The organism is Pseudomonas sp. HP_14 (assembly GCF_055283875.1).
The window spans coordinates 38,846-62,208 of record NZ_JBTOQI010000013.1 but is presented as its reverse complement, the minus strand read 5'-3'; the positions used below and the strand labels follow the sequence as shown (position 1 = coordinate 62,208).

At 58.4% G+C, this 23,363-nt stretch carries 20 protein-coding genes; 2 read left to right on the top strand and 18 right to left on the bottom strand.

Going from position 1 to position 23,363, the window contains the following annotated elements:
- Window positions 1–127: 127 nt before the first annotated feature.
- The 6 genes from ACYASS_RS12100 to ACYASS_RS12075 form a co-directional block, all read right to left on the bottom strand.
- Window positions 128–1,315, bottom strand: coding sequence for an amidase (locus ACYASS_RS12100; protein ID WP_463586286.1), 1,188 nt, complete (start codon window positions 1,313–1,315; stop codon window positions 128–130).
- Window positions 1,312–2,319: an ABC transporter ATP-binding protein gene (locus ACYASS_RS12095; RefSeq protein ID WP_463586285.1), complete on the bottom strand. Its 1,008-nt coding sequence runs from the start codon at window positions 2,317–2,319 to the stop codon at window positions 1,312–1,314. Before ACYASS_RS12095 ends, ACYASS_RS12100 begins: the two co-directional genes overlap by 4 nt.
- Window positions 2,316–3,359, bottom strand: coding sequence for an ABC transporter ATP-binding protein (locus ACYASS_RS12090; protein WP_463586284.1), 1,044 nt, complete (start codon window positions 3,357–3,359; stop codon window positions 2,316–2,318). The genes ACYASS_RS12095 and ACYASS_RS12090 overlap by 4 nt, the downstream gene beginning before the upstream one ends.
- A gap of 2 nt (window positions 3,360–3,361) precedes the next feature.
- Window positions 3,362–4,255: an ABC transporter permease gene (locus ACYASS_RS12085; RefSeq protein WP_463586283.1), complete on the bottom strand. Its 894-nt coding sequence runs from the start codon at window positions 4,253–4,255 to the stop codon at window positions 3,362–3,364.
- A gap of 2 nt (window positions 4,256–4,257) precedes the next feature.
- Window positions 4,258–5,211, bottom strand: coding sequence for an ABC transporter permease (locus ACYASS_RS12080; protein WP_463586282.1), 954 nt, complete (start codon window positions 5,209–5,211; stop codon window positions 4,258–4,260).
- Between the two features lie 156 nt (window positions 5,212–5,367).
- The gene (locus tag ACYASS_RS12075) at window positions 5,368–7,041 is read right to left on the bottom strand and encodes an ABC transporter substrate-binding protein (RefSeq protein ID WP_463586281.1); all 1,674 of its coding nucleotides are present in this window, start codon (window positions 7,039–7,041) and stop codon (window positions 5,368–5,370) included.
- A gap of 326 nt (window positions 7,042–7,367) precedes the next feature.
- Here ACYASS_RS12075 and ACYASS_RS12070 point away from each other — a divergent pair, with 326 nt between their 5' ends.
- On the top strand, window positions 7,368–8,381 hold the full coding sequence (locus tag ACYASS_RS12070; RefSeq protein WP_463586280.1) for a LacI family DNA-binding transcriptional regulator: 1,014 nt from the start codon (window positions 7,368–7,370) through the stop codon (window positions 8,379–8,381).
- Between the two features lie 174 nt (window positions 8,382–8,555).
- Here the strand turns inward: ACYASS_RS12070 and ACYASS_RS12065 are convergent, their stop codons facing one another.
- From ACYASS_RS12065 to ACYASS_RS12035, 7 genes are all read right to left on the bottom strand, one after another.
- Window positions 8,556–9,506 carry a FecR domain-containing protein gene (locus tag ACYASS_RS12065; RefSeq protein WP_463586279.1) on the bottom strand — a complete coding sequence of 317 codons (951 nt, stop codon included), beginning with the start codon at window positions 9,504–9,506 and terminating at the stop codon, window positions 8,556–8,558.
- A complete protein-coding gene (locus tag ACYASS_RS12060; protein WP_243249006.1) occupies window positions 9,503–10,018 on the bottom strand; it encodes a sigma-70 family RNA polymerase sigma factor in 516 nt (171 codons plus the stop codon). The genes ACYASS_RS12065 and ACYASS_RS12060 overlap by 4 nt, the downstream gene beginning before the upstream one ends.
- A gap of 238 nt (window positions 10,019–10,256) precedes the next feature.
- Window positions 10,257–11,222, bottom strand: a complete 966-nt coding sequence (gene araH, locus ACYASS_RS12055) for an L-arabinose ABC transporter permease AraH (RefSeq protein ID WP_162874599.1) — start codon at window positions 11,220–11,222, stop codon at window positions 10,257–10,259.
- 66 nt (window positions 11,223–11,288) lie between these two features.
- Complete coding sequence (gene araG / locus ACYASS_RS12050) at window positions 11,289–12,827, bottom strand: L-arabinose ABC transporter ATP-binding protein AraG (RefSeq protein ID WP_463586278.1); 1,539 nt, start codon at window positions 12,825–12,827, stop codon at window positions 11,289–11,291.
- A gap of 178 nt (window positions 12,828–13,005) precedes the next feature.
- Entirely contained in the window at window positions 13,006–14,010 is a 1,005-nt protein-coding gene (locus ACYASS_RS12045) for a substrate-binding domain-containing protein (RefSeq protein WP_243249004.1), read from the bottom strand.
- A gap of 229 nt (window positions 14,011–14,239) precedes the next feature.
- Complete coding sequence (locus tag ACYASS_RS12040; protein WP_463586277.1) at window positions 14,240–15,118, bottom strand: SMP-30/gluconolactonase/LRE family protein; 879 nt, start codon at window positions 15,116–15,118, stop codon at window positions 14,240–14,242.
- Between the two features lie 79 nt (window positions 15,119–15,197).
- Entirely contained in the window at window positions 15,198–15,914 is a 717-nt protein-coding gene (locus tag ACYASS_RS12035; RefSeq protein ID WP_463586276.1) for a FadR/GntR family transcriptional regulator, read from the bottom strand.
- A gap of 345 nt (window positions 15,915–16,259) precedes the next feature.
- Between ACYASS_RS12035 and ACYASS_RS12030 the strand changes: the two genes are divergently transcribed.
- Window positions 16,260–17,408: an aldose epimerase family protein gene (locus ACYASS_RS12030; RefSeq protein ID WP_463586275.1), complete on the top strand. Its 1,149-nt coding sequence runs from the start codon at window positions 16,260–16,262 to the stop codon at window positions 17,406–17,408.
- Window positions 17,409–17,591: 183 nt separating this feature from the next.
- On the opposite strand, the gene ACYASS_RS12025 is transcribed toward ACYASS_RS12030, so the two are convergent.
- The 5 genes from ACYASS_RS12025 to metC all read right to left on the bottom strand — a co-directional run bounded on the left by ACYASS_RS12025 (window position 17,592) and on the right by metC (window position 23,259).
- Window positions 17,592–18,485 carry a metal ABC transporter substrate-binding protein gene (locus tag ACYASS_RS12025; protein WP_463586274.1) on the bottom strand — a complete coding sequence of 298 codons (894 nt, stop codon included), beginning with the start codon at window positions 18,483–18,485 and terminating at the stop codon, window positions 17,592–17,594.
- 28 nt (window positions 18,486–18,513) lie between these two features.
- Window positions 18,514–19,383: a metal ABC transporter permease gene (locus ACYASS_RS12020; protein ID WP_463586273.1), complete on the bottom strand. Its 870-nt coding sequence runs from the start codon at window positions 19,381–19,383 to the stop codon at window positions 18,514–18,516.
- 160 nt (window positions 19,384–19,543) lie between these two features.
- Window positions 19,544–20,287, bottom strand: coding sequence for a metal ABC transporter ATP-binding protein (locus tag ACYASS_RS12015; protein WP_463586272.1), 744 nt, complete (start codon window positions 20,285–20,287; stop codon window positions 19,544–19,546).
- Window positions 20,284–20,415 carry a hypothetical protein gene (locus tag ACYASS_RS12010; protein ID WP_463586271.1) on the bottom strand — a complete coding sequence of 44 codons (132 nt, stop codon included), beginning with the start codon at window positions 20,413–20,415 and terminating at the stop codon, window positions 20,284–20,286. The genes ACYASS_RS12015 and ACYASS_RS12010 overlap by 4 nt, the downstream gene beginning before the upstream one ends.
- A gap of 78 nt (window positions 20,416–20,493) precedes the next feature.
- Window positions 20,494–23,259, bottom strand: coding sequence for a cystathionine beta-lyase (metC, locus tag ACYASS_RS12005; RefSeq protein WP_463586270.1), 2,766 nt, complete (start codon window positions 23,257–23,259; stop codon window positions 20,494–20,496).
- Window positions 23,260–23,363 lie beyond the last annotated feature (104 nt).

Below are 23,363 nucleotides of genomic sequence, written 5' to 3'. Positions count from 1 at the left end.
AATCTTTTGGGCACTGACTTTCTGATTTGCAAGCACACGCTCTGTAGGTGCTGCCGAACGCTGCGAAACAATTATCCCGATACACCGCTATCGCAGCCTTCGGCAGCGCCTACTGGTCCAGTGCTGACTAGACGCCGGTGTGGTGAGCTCCGGCGATCTTCACCGCCAGCTTCACCAGGCTTAAATCACTGCCTGCTGGCCCCATCAGCGAGATGCCCAGTGGTACACCGTCTTTCGTGACCAGCGGCATGGTCAGTTGCGGGGTTTTGCACAACACGGAAATCGCCAGCAATTGATGGGAAATGCGTCGGGTTTCTTCGATTTCGTCATCTTTGGCAATGAGTAATGGTGCGATGTCAGGAACGGTCGGCATGACCAGCACACGATCTCCCAGCAACGCTTTCCACGTCGAGGCAAAGCGTTCGCGCAAGGCGCAGGCCTCGTTGTATTGCTCGTCAGTAACGGCTTTTGACCAGGCGAAACGTGCAGCGACATCAGGCCCCAACGCTAAACCTTCGCGCTCGATCAATTCGCCCTGAGCCTGCCAGGCTTCTCGGCCTTGAATGTAGCGAAACGCCCAATAAGCGTCGTCTAGCGAGGGCAGTTCACCTTCGAGTGTTTCCAGCGGCCCGCAGCAGGCGCTAATTTGCGCAATGGCGGGTGCCAGCGCATCGAGAGACGCTGCGGGCAAAAGACTGAAAAGCGCCTCGCTGATCATCAGTTGTGGTGCCTCCGGCAGCGGTGCCGGGTCCTCGCCCAACAGGCATTCGCCTACCAGCCCGAACACCTTGGCCTCACGGGCGAAATACCCTGCGGTGTCCATGCTTTCGCACAGTGCCTGGGTCTTTGCCAGCGATACGCGGCCATGGCTAGGACGTAAACCGTATAGCCCGCAGTAGCTGGCCGGAGTACGGACCGACCCCCCAGTGTCACTGCCCATGGCGAAATCGCACAAACCATTGGAGACCGCCGATGCCGAGCCTGAAGACGAACCACCGGGTATGCGGTCGTGGGCAGCGCCGTTACGTGGCGTACCATAATGGGCGTTTTTGCCACTCATCGAGAACGCCATTTCATTGGTGTGCGCCTTGCCCACCAGTTCAGCACCCGCGTCCAGCAAACGCTGGATGGTGGGCGCGGTCGCAGTCTTGATGCCGGACATCGCCAATACATGGGGATTGCCACCGCCAGTGGGGTAGCCCGCCACATCAAACAGATCCTTGGCGGCAAACGTGTAACCGGCCAATGGACCACTGGCCGCACGCGGCACGTCAACGTAGGGATAGGGCATCAAGGCGAACGCAGAATCGGTCATGTCATGGACTCACAAACAGAATGAACGGGGGCCTGACTCCAGTGATGGCAACTCACGGTGTGCTCGGCAAGAAGTTCTTCGATGGGCGGGACTTCGCTGCGACAGACATCGCTCGCTCGCGGGCAACGCGGTGCAAACGCGCAACCCGCCGGCAGGTTGGCCAGGTCCGGCGGCGCACCGGGAATACTCACCAGACGCTCGCCTTTGCGTAGCCCGTCCTTGGGTCGTGTGCCAAGCAGCACCCGGGTGTAGGGGTGCTGCGGGTTCTCAAGCAATTCGGTCAGTGGCGCTTGTTCGACGATACGCCCGCCGTACATCACTGCAACCCGGTCAGCCACTTCCACCGCCGCGCCAATGTCGTGGGTGACGAAGATGATCGACAAGCCAAGGGCCTGCTGTAGCTCGCGCAGCAGGATCAGAATCTGAATCTGCACCGTCGCGTCCAGGGCGGTAGTCGGTTCGTCTGCAAGCAAAATCTGCGGCTTGCACGCTAACGCCAGGGCGATCATTGCCCGCTGGCGCATACCGCCGGACATCTCGTGCGGATAAGCATCCAGGCGCTGTTCAGGGCTTGGAATGCGCACACTGCGCAGCGCCTCCAGAGCCGCCGCCCGGGCTTCAGTTTTGGACATGGAGCGGTGCCGGCGCAACGCTTCGACGATTTGCTGGCCGATGGTGTAAACGGGGTCCAGCGCGAGCAATGGCTCTTGAAAAATCATCGAAGTGACAGGGCCACGCATCGCTTGCAACTGACTGCGGGACAGCTTCATCAAATCCTGCCCGGCGATATCGATTTGCCCTTCAATGGTGGTAGACCGCTCCGAATGCAGGCGCATCAGTGCGCGCAAGGTCACGCTCTTGCCGGAGCCGGACTCGCCGATCAGCGCCAGCACTTCACCGCGAGCCACTTGCAGGCTGACGCCGTTGACCGCCGATAAGGTTTGCCCGCCTCGCTTGAAACGGACGTTGAGGTCACGCACGGCAACCATGGGTTGTTCGCTCATGCCAGTGCTCCTCTGTGAATCAGTTGCGCAGAAGGGCTGCGGCTGTGCCCTGCCCCGGGCTGAACCATCAGGCACGCCGCCTGATGCCCCGCGCCGGTCTCGGTCAGCAACGGTGCGGTCTGCCCACAAATCGCCTCTGCATGAGGGCAGCGAGTGTGGAACCGGCAGCCGGAGGGAGGATTGATCGGGCTGGGCGGGTCACCGGAAAGCGGCGAAATCAGCGTGCGATGCGCCGGATCCATAGACGGCATCGAGGTCAGCAGCGCCTGTGTGCACGGGTGCTGCGCGTCGGAGAACAACGCCTCCGCAGGGCCTATTTCAACGATCTCGCCCAGATACATGACCATGATCCGGTCGGACAGGTAACGCACCACGTGCAAGTCATGGCTGATGAACACATACGTCAGTTGCAGGCTGTCCTTGAGATCCAGTAGCAGGTTCAGCACCTGAGCCTCTACTGACTTATCCAGCGCCGAGACCGCTTCGTCGAGAATCACCAGCCGTGGATCGACCGCCAGCGCGCGGGCGATGTTCACCCGCTGGCGCTGCCCGCCGGAAAGTTCGTGGGCATATCGACCGGCAAAACGGGTTGGCTCCAACCCTACTCGACCCAATAAATCCCGGGCGCGGAGTAATGAATCCTTTTGACTGACCCCATGAACCGAAGGCCCGAACGCCACGGACTGCTCCATGGTCAGCCGCGGGTTCAGTGACGAATAGCTGTCCTGAAAGACCATCTGCACCTGACGGCGATAATCGCGTAATGGCAGTTGATGACCACCAACGGTCATGGCATCAAAAACCAGTTCGCCGCTGTCGTGCTCAATCAACTGCATCAACAGTCGCGCCGTAGTCGATTTACCGCAGCCCGACTCACCGACAACGCCGAGCGTCTCGCCTTTATGAACAACGAAGTTGATGCCATCCACCGCCCGGACCACGCTGCGTTTGCCCAGCGCCCCCTTGACCGGAAAATGCTTGACCAGTTTTTCCACTTTCAGCAGTGGCTGCGCTGGACCGCCAATATCGCGCTTGGTCATCGTCAGCTCCTGATTGCCATGGCCGCCCGTAAACGATCGGCGAGCACGTTGAAAGAAATCGAAGTGATGAAAATCATCGCTCCCGGCAATGCCGAAACCAGCGGCTGGGTGTAAATGGCCGTACGCAGTGTATTGAGCATCAAGCCCCACTCCGGCTCCGGCGGCGTCACCCCGAGACCCAGAAAGGACAGGCCTGACGCGAGGATCATCGAGACTGAAATCAGCCCGGTGGTGAACACGAAAATCGGTCCCAGGACGTTGCCCAGTACCTGAGTACGAATAATCGTGAACGAACCCGCCCCCGATGCCCGCGCGGCTTCGATGTAGTCCCGGTTGCGCACCTGAGTGGTGACGCTTTCAGCGATCCGTGCCACCTGCGGCACGAACACCAGCGTCAGGGATAACAAAGCGTTGTTGACCCCGGCACCCAGCGCGCCGGAAAAGGCAATGGCGAGCAGCACCGAAGGAAACGCGTAAAATACATCCACCGTGCGCATGATCAGGCTGTTCAGCCAGCCGCCGAAGTAACCGGCAATCACGCCAATTGCGCCACCGATGAAAAACGCAAAGACCACTGGCGTGATGCCCATGAACAGCGACAAACGGGCGCCCAGCATCAAGCGCGAGAGCAAGTCCCGGCCCAGTTCGTCAGTGCCCAGCGGGAACCCCTCGGTACCAATAGGCTTGAGGCGTTTGAACATCGAAGTGGTGAACGCATCACCCGGTACGATCCAGGGGCCGAACACCGCCAACAGCAGTAATACGAAGATGATCGTGCCAACGAACAACGCCACAGGATCCCGGCGCACGCGGCCGAACACTTCGCTCCAGTAACCCGGCGAGCTTTCTACGGGGGCAATGACCGATGCAGCCGGTCGTAATATCGACAGGTTCATGCTCAGCCCCTTTTGATACGTGGATCGAGCAACGTCTGCAGGATGTCCACCAGCAGATTGAGTGCCACGAAAAACAGCGCCAGTACCCAGATCGTGCCCTGCAGCAACGGCAGGTCACGCTGGAAAATCGCCGAATTGAGCAGCAAACCGGTGCCGGGCCAGGCGAATACGGTCTCGACCAGAATCGATCCGCCCATCAGGTAGCCAATCTGCAAACCCATGACCGCCATTGCTGTGGGCGCAGCGTTTTTCACTACATGGCGGAACAGCCCCCATTCACTCAGGCCCTTGGCACGCAGGCCAATGATGAACTCCTGAGCCAGCGTCTCAGCGACCTGAGCCCGCACGGTTCGAGCGATGATGCCTGTCGGGATGACCGACAAGGTGAAGGCTGGCAGGATCATGAATTGCAGATGCGCCCAGTCCCACGCCCATGCGGCCTGGCCCAGAGGCCCGCCACCGGTCGCGGGCAGCCAGCCCAACTGTGATGAGAAGATGATCACCATCAGCATGCCGAGCCAGTAGTGCGGCACGCTGACGCCCACCGCAGAAATGGCCGACGCCACACGGTCCAGCCAGCTGTCCTGAAAATAACCGCCGACGAAGCCGAACAGGCTACCAAGGACAAAACCGATCAGGGTCGCCAGCAGCGCGAGCCGCAGGGAATACCCCACTGCGCCGAGCACTTCAGCGGTCACCGGGCGGCCACTGGCGATCGACATGCCCAGATCACCATGGACTGCATGCCACAGCCACAGGCCAAACTGCACCGGCAGCGGTTTGTCGAATCCATAGGCCTGGATCAACTGCGTACGCAACGCTTCGGAAGCGTCCGGCGGCATCACCGACACCAGCGGATCGCCGGGCGCCATTTGCACGAGCATGAAACACACCAGCGCAACGCCCAGCAGAATAGGCGTCGCCAGCAGAATGCGCCGCAAGATATAGGAAAGCATAAGGTCGCCTCACACGGTTTTTATGTGGGAGCAGAGCTTGCTCGCGATAAACGAGGACGCGGTATGTCTTCCAGATGCGTCTCATGCATCGCGGGCAAGCCTCGCTCCCACAGGTTCTGCGCAATCCTGTAGGACCGGCTGAAGGTCTCAGGCTTCTCAGTCCTGTTTGGAGACCAGCGTCAGGTCGATGAACCAGCTCTGCGCCGGAACCACGCCTTTGATTTTTGGTGAAATGGCGCGCGGGCCGACGTCATGTGCGACGTACAGGAACGGCGCTTCATCGACGATGGCGGCATTGAGCTTACCGGCTGCCTCGTCCAGTGCTTTAGGGTCGAAAGAGTTGCGCACGGTGGTGATCAGCTTCTCGACTTCCGGGTTGGCGAAATAGCCCCAGTTGTTGGAAACCGGCGGGAACGCCTTCTCGCTGGCAAAGCGCACCATGCCGAAATACGGGTCCATGACTGCGGCACTGACGTTGATCGCGTTAGCGCCCTGCGCCGCAGGATCCTTGGCCCCCAGGCGCCAGCCACTGAACAGCGTGTTCCACTCGGTGACAGCAATTTCAACGTCGAAGTAGCAGCCCTTGAGGCTCTGCTGGATGTATTCGTTCATCGGCAACGGCTGCATCTGCCCTGAGCCGGATGCCGAAGTCAGGACCTTGACCTTGATCGGTTTGGCCTTGCTGTAGCCCGCCTCAGTCATCAGTTTCTGCGCGGCTTCCTGGTCGTAGCGGATCTTGAATTCAGGGTTGCCGTACCACGGAGAATCCTTCTCGTAGGTCCCGGTGGCTTCCTGCATGTAACCGCCCAGATAAGCTTTCAGCTCACTGCGGTCCAGACACAGGTTGGCGGCCTGACGGACACGCTTGTCCAGCCACGGTGAACCTGGCGCGAAGGAGAACTGCCAAGGCCAGAGATGCGGCTGGGCATTGGAGTAAATCTTGAAGTCCTTGCTTTTGATCTGATCCATAGCGTCCGGCGCGGGTGCTTCAATCCAGTCAACCTGACCAGATAACAACGCAGCCGTTCGGGCGTTGGCCTCTGGCAGCGGGATCAATTCCACACGATCTACTTTGGGCACGCGCTTGGCATCCCAGTAGTCCGGGTTCTTGTCCAGCACCAGCACCTGACGCGGCACCATGCGGTTCATCTTGAACGGGCCCGTGCCTGATGAATGGCTGGCGAAAGCAGTCCAGGCTTGCTTGGAGCGCTCGGCCGGATCTGTGGTGGCCGCAGGAACGGCGGCGAAATCTTTTTGCCAGGCCACCGGCGAAGCCATGAACAGGTTGGTCAGGTTATACGGCAGCACCGCATCCGGCTCGCTGGTGGTCAACTCAACGGTCAGGTCATCGATTTTCTTCGCGCTGCGCAGGGTGGGCATCCGGGAGACCGTCACGCCGATTTGCCCCGGTGCGTATTGCGGCGCCTGCTTGTCGAGCACCTTGTTGACGTTCCAGACCACGGCATCGGCATTGAACGCCGAGCCGTCATGGAATTTCACGCCGGGACGTAATTTGAAAATCCACTTCGTGTGGTCATCAGGGTTGACCGCCCATTCAGTAGCCAGCCCCGGCACCAGAGCGCTGGGTTTCTCGCTCTGCGACAGGTCCCACTCCACCAGGGAGTCGAAGATCGTGATCCCGGTGAAGCGGTTGCCCTCATACCCTTGATCCGGCTGACCATGGGTCAGCGGAATGTCCGCTGCAGTCATTGCGATTCGCAACGTGCTGTCGGCCATTGCCGCCAATGGCGACAGAGTGCCTATCGCCAACGAGCAGGCCAATGCCAGTCGGGTCAAACTACGTGCGCGGTTTGCTGAAGCGTGCGTCATGGCGAGTTTCCCATCAGTCAGGTAAAGAGAACTGACAGGTGCAACGCAATGGGCATACCAACTTTTTTACGCGCTTATCTCATTGGCCTGAAGTCAGAGATAAAAACCAATGGATTCATGATGTTAGGAGACGCTAAAAAACTCCCGAAAAAATAACCCAAACGTTTGGGTAGTGTTGCCCAACGGTTCGTGCAATCTTTTGGTACGCCGCGCTCCATCGTGGCGCAAATGCCCTGCTACAGGCTGACAAGGGGCCACACCGTGCAAATCCAGCGGCGAAATGCGAGCATTTGTGCCCTGCTCCTCCGCGTTATGAGGCATGCCCCATGAACAGACGCCCCGCCACACTTCGCGGTATCGCCCAGCAACTTAACGTGCATGTCTCGACGGTATCGCGGGTACTCAACGGCACTCTGGACCATGCAGGACGGGCAGCCTCCAAAGAGACCATCGAGCGCATCCGCGCCCTTGCCGCCAGCCTCGATTACCAACCCAATACCCACGCCCGCACCCTCAAGACCCGGCACAGCCGAGAGATCGCGATTCTGGTTCCAAGACTCTCTGACATTGTGCTGGCAACGGTCTATGAAGGCATCGACGAAGCGGCCAGCGCACGTCGCTACACCTCGTTCGTCGCCAATACGCTGGACCGTCCGGAACGCCAGCGCGAACTGGCAGAGCGCGCCCTTGCGCGCAATGTCGAAGGTCTGATCATCAGCGATGTGCATTGCACCCCGCAGCCAGGATTTCTTGAAGAACTGGCGGAGCGACAAGTGCCTTTCGTGCTGGTCAGCCGCCGACGTGGCCAGCACTGTTCGATCACTTCGGACGATGAAATGGGCGGTCGGCTGGCCGCCGAGCATCTTTTCGCTCAAGGCCACACACGCGTCGCGGTGATAGCCGGAGAAGCCCATAGCAGCAACTCCAGTGAGCGCACCGCAAGCTTCATCGAGTATTACCGTGAACGCGGGATCCTTATCCCACCGGAATTTGTCGTGCCCGGCCATTTCGATACACAGGCAGGCTTCAGTACCGGCGAATACCTGCTCAGCCTCCCCCAGCCGCCCACGGCGATCTTTGCCGTAAACGATTTTCTTGCGATTGGTCTGTTCGGTGCCATGCGTAATCGCGGCTTGCTGGCCGGGCGTGATATCGCGGTGGTCGGCTACAACGACACGCCGCTGGCTGCGCACCTGCAACTGACCAGCATCAGCACCAGCATGCATGCTCAGGGCGTACGCGCCGTTGAGACCCTGCTACAGCGTATTGCCGGTGAGCCGGTGCAATCTCACCGGTTCCCGACGGTACTCACCGTACGCGACAGCAGCCGGTGTCCATGACACCAGGCTGTCTCGCGGCAATCATTGGACCTGTAGGAACTGCCGAAGGCTGCGATCGCGGTGTGTCAGGATAGATGCTTCGCAGCCTTCGGCAGCTCCTACAGAAAACGCATTTCAATCCAGTAGTCTGCATATCGTTTGATGAGAGTGAGCTTGCTCGCGATTAGGGTCAATTCACGCAGCAGCTCCGCGCGCAGTCAGCGTCACCCAATACCGCGTCCGGGTTTGCACCTGCAATGGCAGGCTCGCGGCGAGCAGGAACAAAATCTTGTCAGTATCATCAAGGCGGAAAGTGCCGGTGACCTTCAGCGATTCCAGCGCGGGCTCCCAACGCAGAATGCCCGGACGATAACGGCTGAGGTCCTCCAGAAAGCGCCCAAGCGGCTGATTTTCAACGCTCAGCACACCTTGGCGCCAACCCGGCTGAAGGGTATCAAAAGGCTGCACGGAAGTAATCGATTCGGCGCTCATGGTGGCACGCTGGCCCGCCTTTAGCTGCATCGACGGGCCTTGCTGCGGGATGAGCTGCACCGAGCCACGCCACACCGAAACCTGGCAGCTCTGTCCATACTGGCGGACGCACAGCTCGGCACCGTCTGCCAACACCTTCCCCTGCTGCGTATTGATGGTCATCGCGGGAACATTGCTGGCCATGTTCAGCGCCATCTCGCCCTCAATCAGCGACAGCGAACGCCTGCCCTGCTCAAGGTCCATATTCAGCGCGGTGGCGGTGTCGAGTTGCAGCAGGCTGCCATCCGGCAGGCGTAAGTCCCGGCGCCCTCCAGAGGCGGTACGCAAATCCGCACGCAGTGCGGCGACCGGTGTTTGCTGGGCCAGTAACCAGCCCGCAGGCAGCAAAGCCGCGACAATCAAAGCGCGCTTCATCACCGAGCGTCGGCCCCGGTCAGGACGATCCAGGCTGGCCATGGCCAGCTCTGGCGGCAGACTGGAAAAACGCTGACGGAGGCCCTGGGCTTTTTGCCAGGTCTGCTCGTGATGGGTTGACTGCTCACGCCAACGTTGCAGGCGCGCCCGGTCTTCGGCACTGGCGCTACCGGACTCCAGCAAGACCAGAAAGCCAGCGGCGTCTTCGGCGATCTGACGAGCCTGCGCGACGTTGCTCATAAGTCGACCATCAGACAATGGGTGTAAGCCTGGGCCATATAGCGTTTGACCGTACGCTCGGATACCTGCAAACGTTCAGCGATCTGCGCGTAACCGAGGCCTTCCAGTTGCGCCCAGAGAAATGCCCGACGAACCGGCAAAGGCAACGCGTCGAGCAGTTCATCCAGTGCTTGCAGGGTTTCCAGCAGCACCCAGCGGTCTTCGGGAGACGGAATAACGTTTTCAGGCAAACTGGCCAGGGCCTGCAAGTAAGCCTGCTCGACACTGCGCCGCTGGTAATGATTGATCAGCAGGCGCTTGCCCACTGTCAACAGATAGGCCCGTGGCTCACGCAGTTGACTCAGCGGTTCACCGTGCTGGCTGGCCAACACCTTGACGAACGTATCCTGACTCAGATCGGCAGCATCCCATGCATTGCCAAGACGACTGCGCAGCCAGCTTTCCAGCCAGCTGCGATGATCGCGGTAGAAATTTTCCAGGGTGGGCTCGAATGCCCCTGCTGCGTCCCTCATAGTCAACGGCTCACTGTGGGTCACTACTTAAAATGAGAATCATTCTAAGTAGTTCAGCATGGAGCGCCAACTTTAATTTGTTGAGGGGCAGGATTTTTGAGGAGGGCTGCAGTGTTAGCCCGGAATTGCGGCGCCTTGATCGCTGGCAAGCCATGCTCCCACATAGGACCGCTGCCTCATGTGGGAGCATGGCTTGCCAGCGATTCAGACGCGAAGGTTTACCTGCAATTACCCACCTTTAGCGCCGCTTCATCCGGTCGATAATCACCGCTAGCAACAGGATCGAACCGCGAATCACATACTGGTAAAAGGTATCGATGTTCTTCAGGTTCATCGCGTTCTCGATGATCGCCAGAATCAACACCCCCGCGATCACGTGGCGAATCATGCCGATGCCGCCACTCAATGACACGCCGCCCAGTACGCATGCAGAAATGACCGTCAGCTCAAAGCCCTGACCAATCATCGGCTGGCCCGACGTCATCCGCGACGCCAGCACCACCCCGGCCAAGGCGCCCACCAGACCATGCACGGCAAAGATGATGATCTTGGTGCGATCAACATGCACACCGGCCAGCAGCGCAGCCTCCTGGTTACCGCCAATGGCCAGGGAGTTACGCCCGTAAGTCGTGTAATTCAGCAGCCAGCCAAAAAACGCGAAACATACGATGGTGATCAGAATCGGCACCGGCACGCCGTACAGCTGGCCATTGCCGAACACGAAAAAGTCTTCATTGGAAACGCCAACTGCCTTGCCGTTGGAAAAAATGTACGCAAGACCACGAACAATCTGCATCGTCGCCAACGTCGCAATCAGCGCATTGATGCGCAGCTTGGCAATCACGATGCCGTTGATCAGCCCTACTACAAGGCCCATCGCCAATGCGGCGGAGATGCCGAGAAACAGGCTGTCGGTATCGCGAATCACGATTCCGGCGATCACCCCGGAGCAAGCCAGTACCGAGCCCACCGACAGGTCGAAATGCCCCGAGGCCAGGCAGAACAACATGGTGCACGCAGCGATGCCCACTGTTGAAATCGCCAGACCCAGGCCACGCATATTCAGAGGTGACATGAAGTTGTCGATGAGCAATGTGCACAGCACAAAAATGCCCACCGCCGCCATGAGCATGGCCCAGTCATCAATAAAACGTCGCAGGTTAAGGCCCTGACGTGGAGCCGTCAGACTGGATTCGCTAGACATACGCACCTCTTTCTTATTTTTCATGCTTGTTTTTCACCGCTGATTTCGCAGCGCGAACCGATTCGCTCAACCACGGGTTCGTGGCAATGCCAGTTGCAACAGGCGTGCCTCATCGGCCTCGTCACGGTTCAGCTCGCCGGTAATGGCGCCTTCACTCATGACCAGAATCCGGTCGGCAATGCCCATGACTTCCATCAGATCACTGGACACCACAATCACCGCAATACCGTCAGCTGCCAGGTTATGAATGATCTGGTAAATCTCTGACTTGGCACCGATGTCGATGCCTCGGGTCGGCTCATCCAGTAACAGGACTTTCATCGGCATCGACAGCCAGCGACCGAGAATCGCCTTCTGCTGATTGCCGCCCGAAAGGAACAGCATCTGCTGCTCTGGCGACGGCGTCTTGACGTTCATCGCCTGAATCTGATGTTTGGCGTTGCTCTTCTCCCAGCGACCCTGAATCAGGCAGCCCAGGGTCACGTGGCGTGGACGCGCACCAATGTTGATGTTTTCGGCAACGCTGGAGAGCGGCACGATGCCTTCTTTCTTGCGGTCTTCTGGGCATAGCAGGATTCCGGCGGCAATCGCATCACGAGGGGAACGAAGCTCAAGGTTCTTGCCGTCGATCTGCAACGTACCTGACTTGCTGCGTGTCAGGCCCGACAACATGCGGAACATCTCGGTACGACCAGCCCCCACCAAACCAAAGAAGCCCAGCACCTCGCCTTTTTGCACCGCGAAGGTCACTGGTTCCTGCAGACCCGGTCCAAGCAGCCCGGTGACCCGCAGGCCCGGCCCTTGATGCTGCCTTGGCCGGTAGTTGTAAATGTCCTGAATATCGCGGCCGACCATGCAGGTCACCAGCCGGTCGTGATCCAGTTCTGCCATGTCTTCAAAGGTGCGCACGAAGCGCCCGTCCTTGAACACCGTCACCGCATCACAAACCCGGAAGATTTCTTCCATGCGGTGAGACACATAAAGGATCACCCGGCCTTCGTCCCGCAGCTTGACGATGATTGCCATCAAACGATCGATTTCCCGGGCCGACAAGCTGCTGGTCGGCTCGTCAAATGCAATCACATGGGCATTGCGTGACATGGCCTTGGCGATTTCCACCAGCTGTCTTTGACCGAGGGACAGGTCGCCGAGACGGGTCGACGGGTCGATCTCGTCGGCCAGGCCTTTAAGCAACTCCCGCGCCTGACGCAACATGGCGCGCCGGTTGACCATGCCCCAGCGGCTGGGCATGTGACCCAGTAGAAGGTTTTCGGCAACGGACATCTCAGGCACCAACTGCAGCTCCTGGTGGATGACCGCTACACCCGCTCCGATGCTGTCTGCCGTGGATTTGAAGGTGTAAGCCTGTTCACCGATCGATAAGTTGCCACTGTTCGGTTGATAGGAACCCCCAAGGATTTTCAGCAGCGTGGACTTACCCGCGCCGTTCTCGCCCATCAGCGCGTGAACGCTGCCGGGACGTGCCTCAAAAGTAATCTCCGACAGTGCTCGCACGCCGGGGAAAGTCTTGCCAATGCCGTTGAAGCGCAGGCTGCCTGCGGGCAAAGGTTGCGAGGTGGGTGTGACAGTGGCTTGCGGTTGCATGGAACCTCCCATCATCAGGATCGAAACACGATTCCTGTAGGAGCTAGCTTGCTTGCGATGGCGCGGGGTCAAGCGATGATTTATTCGCTGATATACCGCTATCGCGAGCAAGGTGGGTCGCCACCCGGTCGCTCCTACAGGGTTCCTGGGTGCTAGACAGTGCGCACCTCGCGCACTGTCACTTCCAGAGACCAATCTTGGTCAGCACTTCCTGAAAGTTCGCCCGGGTAATCAGCGTTACGTCGTCCATCGCTGTGTATTTAGGAGGCTCTTCGCCGGTGGTGACCCACTTGTACATCTGCAGCGCAGTGTTGTAGCCCTCTTTATCCGGGCTTGGCAGCATCGAACCGAAGAAGCCGCTTTCCTTCTTCTTCAATTCATCGATGGCATCAGTGCCATTGATGCCGATACCAATCACGTTGGCAGGCTTGAAGCCAGCGCCCGCAGTTGCTCGCACACCACCCAGCACCGTGTTGTCGTTCATGCCGCCGATGATCAGGTTTTTCGCTGCGGAAGGCAGTTTAGGCAACGCCGAGTTGGTGGATTCCATGCTGCCAGGAACGTCGAGGGTCTTCTGTGCAGTGAAGAGGATGTGGTCCTCCGGGAAACCGGCTTTTTTCAACGCATCAACCGAACCGTCGGTACGTTTCTTACCCGTATCCAGCTCGTTATACGTATTGATGATGGCGTAAGTTTCTTTCCAGTCCCAGTTACGGTTCTTCGCCTCGGCGGCCATGGCCTCGCCCTGTTTCTGGCCGACCTCATATGCAGCCATGCCCAGATAAGGCACGTCCTCCATGAACTTGCCACTGGCGTCGACAAAACGGTCGTCAACCGCCATGACTTTCAGGCCATTGGCTTTGGCTTTGGCCACAATCGCAGGGCCAAGCGAAACATCAGGTGGGCAGATGACGAAGCCTTTGGCACCGTTGGCGGCCAGGCTGTCGATAGCAGAGAGGGTTTTCTCGCCGTCAGGTACGGCAATTTTGATCACTTCAAAACCGTGGTCCTTGCCCGCTTTTTCGGCAAAGGCCCATTCAGTTTGAAACCAGGGCTCTTCAGCCTGCTTGACGAGGAAGCCGATTTTGACCTTTTCGGCGGCAGAGACTCCGCCAGCAAGGCCCAGCACGGCAGTGGCAACGGCGGCACAGCAAAGGGAACGGATCCCGTGACGACTCAACATAGCTAACTCCTTATTTTTATTGAATAGCTACAGCGTCCAGCAATGAGTTGTGTCGAAGTCATCGCGCGTCCGAAGACAACGTTGACGACATCAAAACAAGAACAAAACAGTCATATCATATTATCAATGACCGGAATGTAACCTAGTGTCACTCACACTGAAGCACTGACATTGGACATACCTTTTTCTAAAGCTTTGTTATCTGCGGCCAATACCAGACAGCAACCTCTTAACCCGCAAAACGTGTCGACGGCAATCCGCGTATACCCACCTCGGCAGCGAGCAGCGCGCCGTCGAATTGCCCGTGAGCATCCGCCGGTGCAGCACTGGTGACAAACAGCGTGGTCATGTCCGGGCCGCCGAATATGCAGCTGGTGGGATGGCTGACCGGCAGTTCGACGATGCGCTCGACGCTGCCATCAGGGGCATAGCGAATAAGACAGCTTCCACCCCAGCGTGCGTTCCATATGTAGCCCTCGACGTCCATCGCCGAGCCGTCAGGCACGCCGCGCTCATGTTCAGCGGCCCAGACAGAGCGCGATCCAAGCTTTTCATCGACCAGAACCGGGTAGAGATAGATCACCCCGTCAAGGCTGTCTGCGCTGTAGAGCTCATCGCCTTTGGCATTCCACAACAGGGTGTTGACGATGCCCTGACCTTCAAGCAAAGGCGTGACGGCCCCATCGGCGTCAATTCTGAACATGCCGCCGGACCGTCGGGTGATCGGCAGATCACCGCCCTCCTCGTCGAGGTTGTTTTGCATGGATCCCAGCCACAAGCGGCCTCGAGGATCGCAGCGCGCTTCATTGGCGCGATTACCAGCGACGGGATCGGCCACGCACAACAGCGTGAGGCTGGGCGCATAACCTGGAGAATCGAGATCAAGGCGATAGACGCCGCTGGCAAGGGTCACCAGTGCATCACCACTTCGGGTAGGGATAAAGGCAGAGACGGACTCAGGCAGGTGCCACTGCTGATATTGATCTTCGAACAGTCGGCAAGCCAGTCGGGCGGCGATGTCGACCCAATAGAGGGTCTGGGTTTGGGCGTCCCAGAACGGGCCTTCGCCCAGCATGAAACGATGCGCTGAAACAGGCAGCCATTGCATGTGAAAGTGTCCTTTTTTCTTATTTTTGTCAGGTGTTCTGTAGCCATTCTGTGTAGCAGTTTTCTACTTCGGTGAAACCTTAGTCGCTGTCGGGAACCAGCGCCTGCCTGGCGAACGATTCAGCAATCACGCCAGCCGCTTGTTCGATCAACGTCATGCACGCCCAAACGCCTTTCGCTGCATCGCGGCTAGCAATGGCGTCAGCAAGGTCCTTGTGCAAAGGCAGGGTTTTACCCAACTCCCCCGGCACAGCCGATGACACTTCAAACGACACCGCCAGTAACGCACCCAACGCTGGCAACATTTGCTCGATGAAACGGTTATGGCTAGCCGCCAGGACCGCCTCATGAAAGCGCCGGTCGGCCTGGTTGTAATCGCCCATGTCCGCCACCGATGCCGCCAGAGCCACATAAGCCCGTTGAATTTCAAATATCTGTTCTGTACTGGCCCGCTCGCATGCCCAACGGACAGCCATGGGTTCGATGGTCCTGCGCAGATCGAGCAAATCCTTTACAAAGTCTTCTGGCAAACCTTTACGCGCCAGCCAACCCACCACTTGCGGATCAAACAGATTCCAGCTACGCAAAGGCATCACCCGGGTCCCTACCTTGGGCCCCACTTCGAGTAAACCTTTGGCCACCAGCGTCTTGATCGCCTCGCGGATCACCGTGCGACTAACGCCCAACTCTTCCGCGAGCACCGCTTCGACTTTTAACACCTGACCCGGCCGCACATTGCCCGCCGCGATCCACGCCCCCAGCCAGTCGACCGTTGACGCATGAAAATTACTGCTCATGTGCTACGCCTCACTACGCGGTGACTTCCGCGAATTGAGGCTAATCATCATATGAATGGCTGTCAAACCATCTCATGGTTCTGCCTGTAGGAGCTGCCGTAGGCTGCGATGCCTCCTCTACAGGAAAAACACCAGATTGCAGCCTTCGGCAGCGCCTATAGAATCTATACGACCATCAAATAGTATTACGATTAAATTTTCAAGCATCGATTTATCGGCTATAAATCCTCTTAACACCATTTATAAGGATAAATAGTCAGACCAATAATCCGTAAAACGTAAGAACCCGGCCAGCATCGAAGGTTCGGTGCAGCCCACACCACAACAACAAAAAAGGTAAATTCAATGAAACCCTCTTCACTGCTCAGCAGTTTTGGACTGTCACTGATGATCGCCACCCTCACCGCCAATGCGGCCAGCCTCACCAATGACCACAGCCCCTTCGGTAAAACCGCTGATGGTACCGCGGTCGAGAAGTACACCCTGCGCAACAGCCACGGCGTCGAAGCCAACATCATTACTTATGGCGCGACGCTGCAATCGCTATTACTGCCGGACAAGAACGGCAAGGTTGAGGATGTGGTACTGGGCTTTGATGATGTGAAGGGTTATCAGGACAACGGAACGGTGTACTTCGGTGCGACCATAGGCCGCTTTGGCAATCGTCTGGCGGGCGGACAGTTCAGCCTGGATGGCAAAACGTACCAAGTGCCACAGAACGACAAGACCAACGCACTGCACGGCGGTACGCAGGGTTTCGACAAACGCGTGTGGAAAGCCGAACCCAGCAACGAAAGCGGCTGGGTGGGTGTCAAGCTGACGTATGTGTCACCCGACGGTGAGATGGGTTTCCCTGGCAACCTGAAGACTGAAGTGACCTACAGCCTTAACGAGAAAAACGAGCTGCGCATCCAGTACAAGGCGACCACCGATAAACCCACCGTGCTCAACCTGACCAACCACAGCTACTTCAACCTGGCAGGCGCTGGCAATGGTGATGTCCTCAAACAAGTCGCCACCCTGCACGCTTCGCATTACACGCCAGTCAACGAGAAGCTGATCCCCACCGGTGATCTGCCTGCGGTCAAAGGCACGCCTATGGACTTTCTTACCCCGACTGCCATTGGCAAGAACATCAAGGCGGATCATCAGCAGTTGAAATACGCCGAGCCTAAACAAGGTGGCTTCGATTTCAACTGGGTGCTCGACACTAAAGGCGACGTCAGCAAACTGGCCGCCGAAGTCAGCGATCCGCAATCCGGACGTCGCCTGCAGTTGTTTACCAGCGAGCCCGGCGTGCAGCTCTATACCGGCAACTTCCTCGACGGCAGCATTCACGGCAAAGCAGGCAAGGTCTACCCGCACTGGGGTGCCTTTACCCTGGAAACCCAACACTATCCTGATGCGCCGAACCAGCCGAAATTCCAGAGTACACGACTGGACCCGGGCAAGACTTATACCCAGACGACGGTGTTTAAATTCTCGGAACACTAAAACCCGGCGACCCAGGACTGTAGGAGCTGCCGAAGGCTGCGATAGCGGTGTGTCAGTATCAATACTTCGCAGCCTACGGCAGCTCCTACAGATCGTGCATGTCAATTCAACGGACTGCATTCTGTTCGACAGAAACTACCGAAGGCTGCGAATGCGCAGCCTTCGCCTCCTTGCCCCTCGGCTTCACTTACCCTGCATCGCCGCCACCAACTGATCAACGTTGTAGCGGAACATCTGCACATAGCTGGCCGCAGGCCCAGTGGCTGGCGACAGTGCTTCAACATACAGCTCACCACCGGGCTTGGCGCCACTGGCATCGGCGATTTGCTTGACCAGCCGCGGATCACCGGAATTTTCGAAGAAGTAAGCGCTGACATGCTCGGCCTTGATCTGCCGAATCAGCTTGCCCACATCTGCCGCCGAAGCTTCGGACTCAGTGGAGAAACCCAGCGGCGACAGGAAGGTAACGCCATAAGCATCGCCAAAATAACCAAAGGCATCATGGGAGGTCAGCACCTTGCGTTGCGCAACGGGAATTGACTGGATTTGCGTCCGGGCATAACTGTCCAGCGCTTGAAGCTGCGCTGTGTAGCGTTCGCCGTTAGCCTGATAGACGGCAGCGCCCGCAGGGTCGGCTTTTTGCAATCCAGCCACGATGTTACGCACGTAGATCACCGCATTGGCAGCACTGTTCCAGGCATGGGGGTCGGTAATACGCTCGCCGTCCTCTTCCATGCTGCGGGTTTTGATGCCGTTCGACAGTACTACCGGCTCCCCCTTGTAACCCGAGGCCTTGATCAAACGATCCATCCAGCCTTCCAGATGCAAACCGCTGACAAACGCCACGTCTGCTTTCTTTAACGCCTGAGCGTCGGCCGGGCTGGGTTCGTAGACGTGCGGATCACCGTTGGGACCAATCAGCGAGGTAACATGCACCCGGTCGCCGCCGACGTTCTGCACCATGTCGGCAATGACCGTGAATGACGCGACGGTTTCCAGAGGTTTGGCCTGCGCCAGAGCGCTAACAGCAGACAGCACAAGGGCTGCCATTGAACCCAACAGCATTGATCGTTTCATGACGTTCCTCTTGAAATAGGTGCGTGAATCAGTTGGCCAGATGAGATTGGGGAAGCAGACCGCGCAGGACACCTGTGCGGCCGAACAACAGAGAAAAGCCATAGAAAGCGCTGGCGGTCAGGACGATGGCGGGTCCCGAAGCGACGCCCATGTGGTAAGAAATGATCAGCCCGATCAAGCCTGACAACGTCGCGACCAACGTCGAAATCGCTACCAACGCGCTTAATGACGTGGCCCAGAAGCGTGCCGCCGTGGCAGGCAACATCATCATGCCGACCGCCATCAATGTCCCCAGCGCCTGGAAGCCCGCCACCAGATTGAGCACCACTAATAGCAGGAAAAGTACGTGATACAGCGAGCCTCGCCCGCCGACGGCACGCAGGAATCCGGGGTCAAAACACTCCAGGACCAGCGGCCGGTAAATCAGTGCGAGCAGGATCACGGTGAAAGAAGCGATACCGCCCACCATGTAAATCGCGCTGGCGTCGATGGCGAGGATGGTGCCAAACAGCACATGCAACAGGTCAACGTTGGAGCCGTGCAACGAAACGATCATGACCCCGGCCGCCAGCGAGGTCAGGTAGAAGCTGGCAAAGCTCGCGTCTTCACGCAGGGCCGTCAGGCGACTGACCAGCCCGGACAACAGCGCGACGGCCAGGCCGGCGATCAAGCCACCAACGCCCATGGCAGGCAGTGATAAACCGAAAAACAGAAAACCCAACGCAGCCCCCGGCAATACTGCGTGGCTCATCGCATCGCCCACCAGGCTCATGCGTCTGAGCATCAACAGCACGCCCACCGGCCCGGAGCCAATGCCGAGCGCCAGACACGCCACCAAGGCCCGGCGCATGAAGCCAAACTCGACGAAGGGTTCGATTAACAAGGTGTAGAGGGTCATGACCACCCCCTCAGAATCCGGACGCGGGACCTGACTGGAATCCGGCTTGCTGTAGGAGTGAGCTTGCTCGCGATGCGGTACACCAGCCCAAAAGTGATCGCCTGACCTGACGCCATCGCGAGCAAGCTCACTCCTACAGGACATTGCACGTCGGGAGAAATCATAGAGTCTCCACCCCACACAACTCCGTATCCGCGCTCCAGAACTCAGCCATGTTCCGCGCCTTGCGCAGGTTCTCGACGTTCAGGACGTCTGCAGTCGCGCCCCAGGCAATGGCTTCACGCGCCATCAGCAGGGTTTGCGGAAAATGCTGGCGCACCTGATCGATGTCGTGCAGCACGGCAATCACTGTTCTGCCCTGCCCGTGCCAGACCCGTACCAACTCCAGAAGGTCACGGGTGGTACGTGCATCAATTGCAGTGAAGGGTTCATCGAGCAAAATCACAGCAGCGTCCTGAAGCAGCAGCCGGGCGAACAGCACACGCTGAAACTGCCCGGAAGACAGCGAACCGATGCTGCGCGACTCAAAGCCCTCCAGGCCCACCGCCTGCAATGCCTCTTGCGTGCGCCTGGCGAGGTCTCGGGTCAGGCCAAGAAACGCACCGATGCTACGCCATGCGCCCATCGCCACGGTGTCGGCGACACTGAGTGGAAAGCTGCGGTCAATTTCTGCAGCCTGAGGCAAATAACCGAGGGTTTTGGTTGCGAGGTTGCCGCGATCGACCCGACCGGCAGCAGGCTTCATGGTCCCGGCAATGGCTTTGATCAGCGTCGATTTGCCAGCGCCATTGGGCCCGACAATGGCAGTCAGGCTCCCGGCTTCGAAACACCCATTGAGGTGATGAACGGCGGCCCGGCGTTCGTAGACGACGGTGAGATCCTGCAGAGAGATGGCGGCGCTCATGGAATGGCCACCGCCCAGATGATCGCCAACCACAGCAAAACCAGCATGCTCAAGGCGAGCACAACTCTCTTCCATGCCGACTGGGCGAGAACCGAACCGGCGATGGAAGGAATGCGGGGTGTTTTCATGAACCAGTAACCTGCAACTATTTGTTACAGTATTACATAGCCAGAAAGCGAAGTGTTATAAAATAACAAATCACTCGATCAAACGTTGATAGCGTCAAATCCCCGCTGCAAATCTTCAATCAGGGCAGTCAAATTCTCCAGGCCGATGTGCAGGCGTAATACCGGGTTAAGCGCCCTGTCATCGGGGTTATTACGATCACTCACATCCGCCACGGTGATCAGGCTTTCATAACCGCCCCATGAAGCACCCAGCCCGAACAGGCGCAGTGCGCCGATGAACTGCTCAAGCTGAGCAGGATCGTCATTGGCCAGTTCGAACGACAACAGGCCATTGCTGCCGCTGAAATCGCGCTTGAACAGATCGTGGTCGGGATGCTCGACCAGCGCCGGGTGGAAAACCCGCTGGACCAACGGCTGCGCCTGCAACCAGTGAGCGACTTGCAGTGCCTGACGCTCGTGAATATCCAGCCGCGAAGCCAGTGTCCGTGCTCCGCGCAGAACCAGATAGGCATCATCCGGACTGACGGTATTGCCGAAGGTTTCGCTCATCCGCCCCAGCGCGGGCCACACGTCTTTGCCGGTACAGACGCAGCCCATCATCACGTCGCTGTGACCACTGATGTACTTGGTCAAGGCCATGATCGAGATATCCGCCCCCAGCGCCAGCGGTCGATACAGATAACCAGAACCCCAGGTGTTATCGACAGCGAGCAAGATTCCGCGTGGTTTGCACAACGCAGCAATCGCAGGCAGGTCGCACAATTCATAAAGCAGCGAGCCCGGCACTTCGGCGTAAACCATTTTGGTATTGGCTTGCAGCAGCGCTTCCAGACCGCGGCAATCGGCCGGGAAGTAACCGACTTCGATACCGAACGGCACAAGGTACTCCGACGCAATCCTGCGCACCGGGCCATAGACCGCATCGGTGAGCAACACATGATCACCGGGGCGTAGATACGCCAGAAAGGTTTGTGCAGTCGCCGCCAGCCCCGTGGAAAACAGCTTGGTGCGATGCCCGCCCTCAAGTTCGGTGACCAGATCTTCCAGCGCAAATGCCGTGGGATTGCCTCGCGCGCCGTAGCTCAAGACCCGCTCAGTGTCCCGACGCTTACGGATATCGCGCATCTCGCTGAGGCTATCGAACAGCACAGTGCTCAAACGCGTCACTGGCACATTCACTGCGCGCCCGCCGCCGCCCTTCTCAGTACGTGCGGCGTGAATCAACCGCGTACGCACATCAGAGGTAGCCGACGGGCGCTCAGGCTTTTTTCCGTGCAAAGGCCTAAGGCTGTTGATTTCCTGTTCAGTCATTTGCGCCAGCAAGCCGATTTCCCACGCCAGGTACTGCCGCGCCGCGTCCTTGTTGCCCGAATGCCGATCATGGGTGAAAAACAGGAAGTCGATACACTGCGCGTCGTCCAGGCTTGTGGCATCGTCCACCAGTGGCAAACCCGCTGCCCGCCATTCCTCAATTCCGCCCTCCAGCAAACGTGCCTGTGCCTGCTGCGCTTCAGGTAATTCCTGAACAGCGAGTTGCGCCACTTCCAGACTGTCGGCGAGCAACACCAGCGGGCGTGCTTCAACGGCAACGGCGGCCGCTATCAAGGGGCGAATCGACCAGCGCGAGCCGTGAATATGCGCCTTGCGGAAGAGCGTGCTCGGCCGAAGGTCAATCAGCGCAACTGCGTCGTCTTTCAAGGCGTCGGCGACTGCCAGTGCATTGATGGTCGGTAATTGTGCAGCGCTCAGCAACGGCGACGCTTGCAACGTCAGATCACTCCTGACGCCATCCTCCAGCACATAAGCCTGATGCCCCAACTGACGTAGCCAACTGGCAACGATGGGGGCACGAATGCCGTCGGAATCTATCAACACGATGCGCGCATGTCGCACACCGATGTACAGGTCGGTGGACTGAATCAACTGCCCGCCCGGCGTATGTTGTGCACCGGGCAAGGTCGCTGCGGCAAACTCTTCAGCCGTGCGTACGTCACACAGGAACAGACTGCGGCTCTGATCTTCGGCCCATTTGGCCACTTGTGCAGCGCTGACTGTTTCGATACCGGCCTTTTGCGCCAGGGTTCTGGCAGCTTCGCGCTGTTTAGCCAGGGCATCCGCAGACACCTGGTCCGGATAACGTCGGGTGCTGCCATGCTCCAGTTGCAGATCTGCGAGATACCAGCCTTGAGTGCCGTTTTCCAGCGCATAAACCGGGTTCTTCACGCCTAGATCGATCAGCGTTTGTGCGCCAATAATGCTCCGGGTGCGCCCGGCGCAATTCACCACAATGGGCGTGGTTTCATCGTTGACCAAGGCAGGTAGTCGATAACCCAGTTCGCCATTGGGGCAGCAGATGGAACCGGGAATGGTCATCTTGCGGTACTCATCGAACGGCCTGCCGTCGAGCACCAGCAACGGCTCGCCACGCGCCTGCCACTGCGCCAGTTCGTCAGCAGTAATGTGTGGCGTGTGGCTAACCTCCTCCACCAGTTCGCCAAATGCCTTGGAGGGCACATGCACACCGGCAAACAGTTGCAGGCCTGCAGCCTGCCATCCATCGGCACCGTCTTGCAGGATATGCACCTGCTGGTAACCCAGCGCCTCAAGACGTGAAGCGGCACGCAGGGCAACGTCAGTGCCGTTCTGGTCATAGATCACCAGACGCACCGCAGGATTGGGGGCCAGGCGAGGCGCTTCAATTTCCAGACGGCTGTAAGGCAGGTTCTGGCCGTGAAACAAGTGCGCCTCGCCATACTGGCCGTGCTCACGCACATCAAACAGGGCAATTTCCTGCCCGTCGAAAAGCCACTGTTGCAGTTGCGCTGGGGTGATGGTTTGGCTCATGGAATCTCACAAATTGTTGTATTGATGCAGGACCTGTGGGAGCGGTGCTTGCCCGCGATACATGAGACGTGGATATAAGTCACACCGCGTCATTATTTATCGCA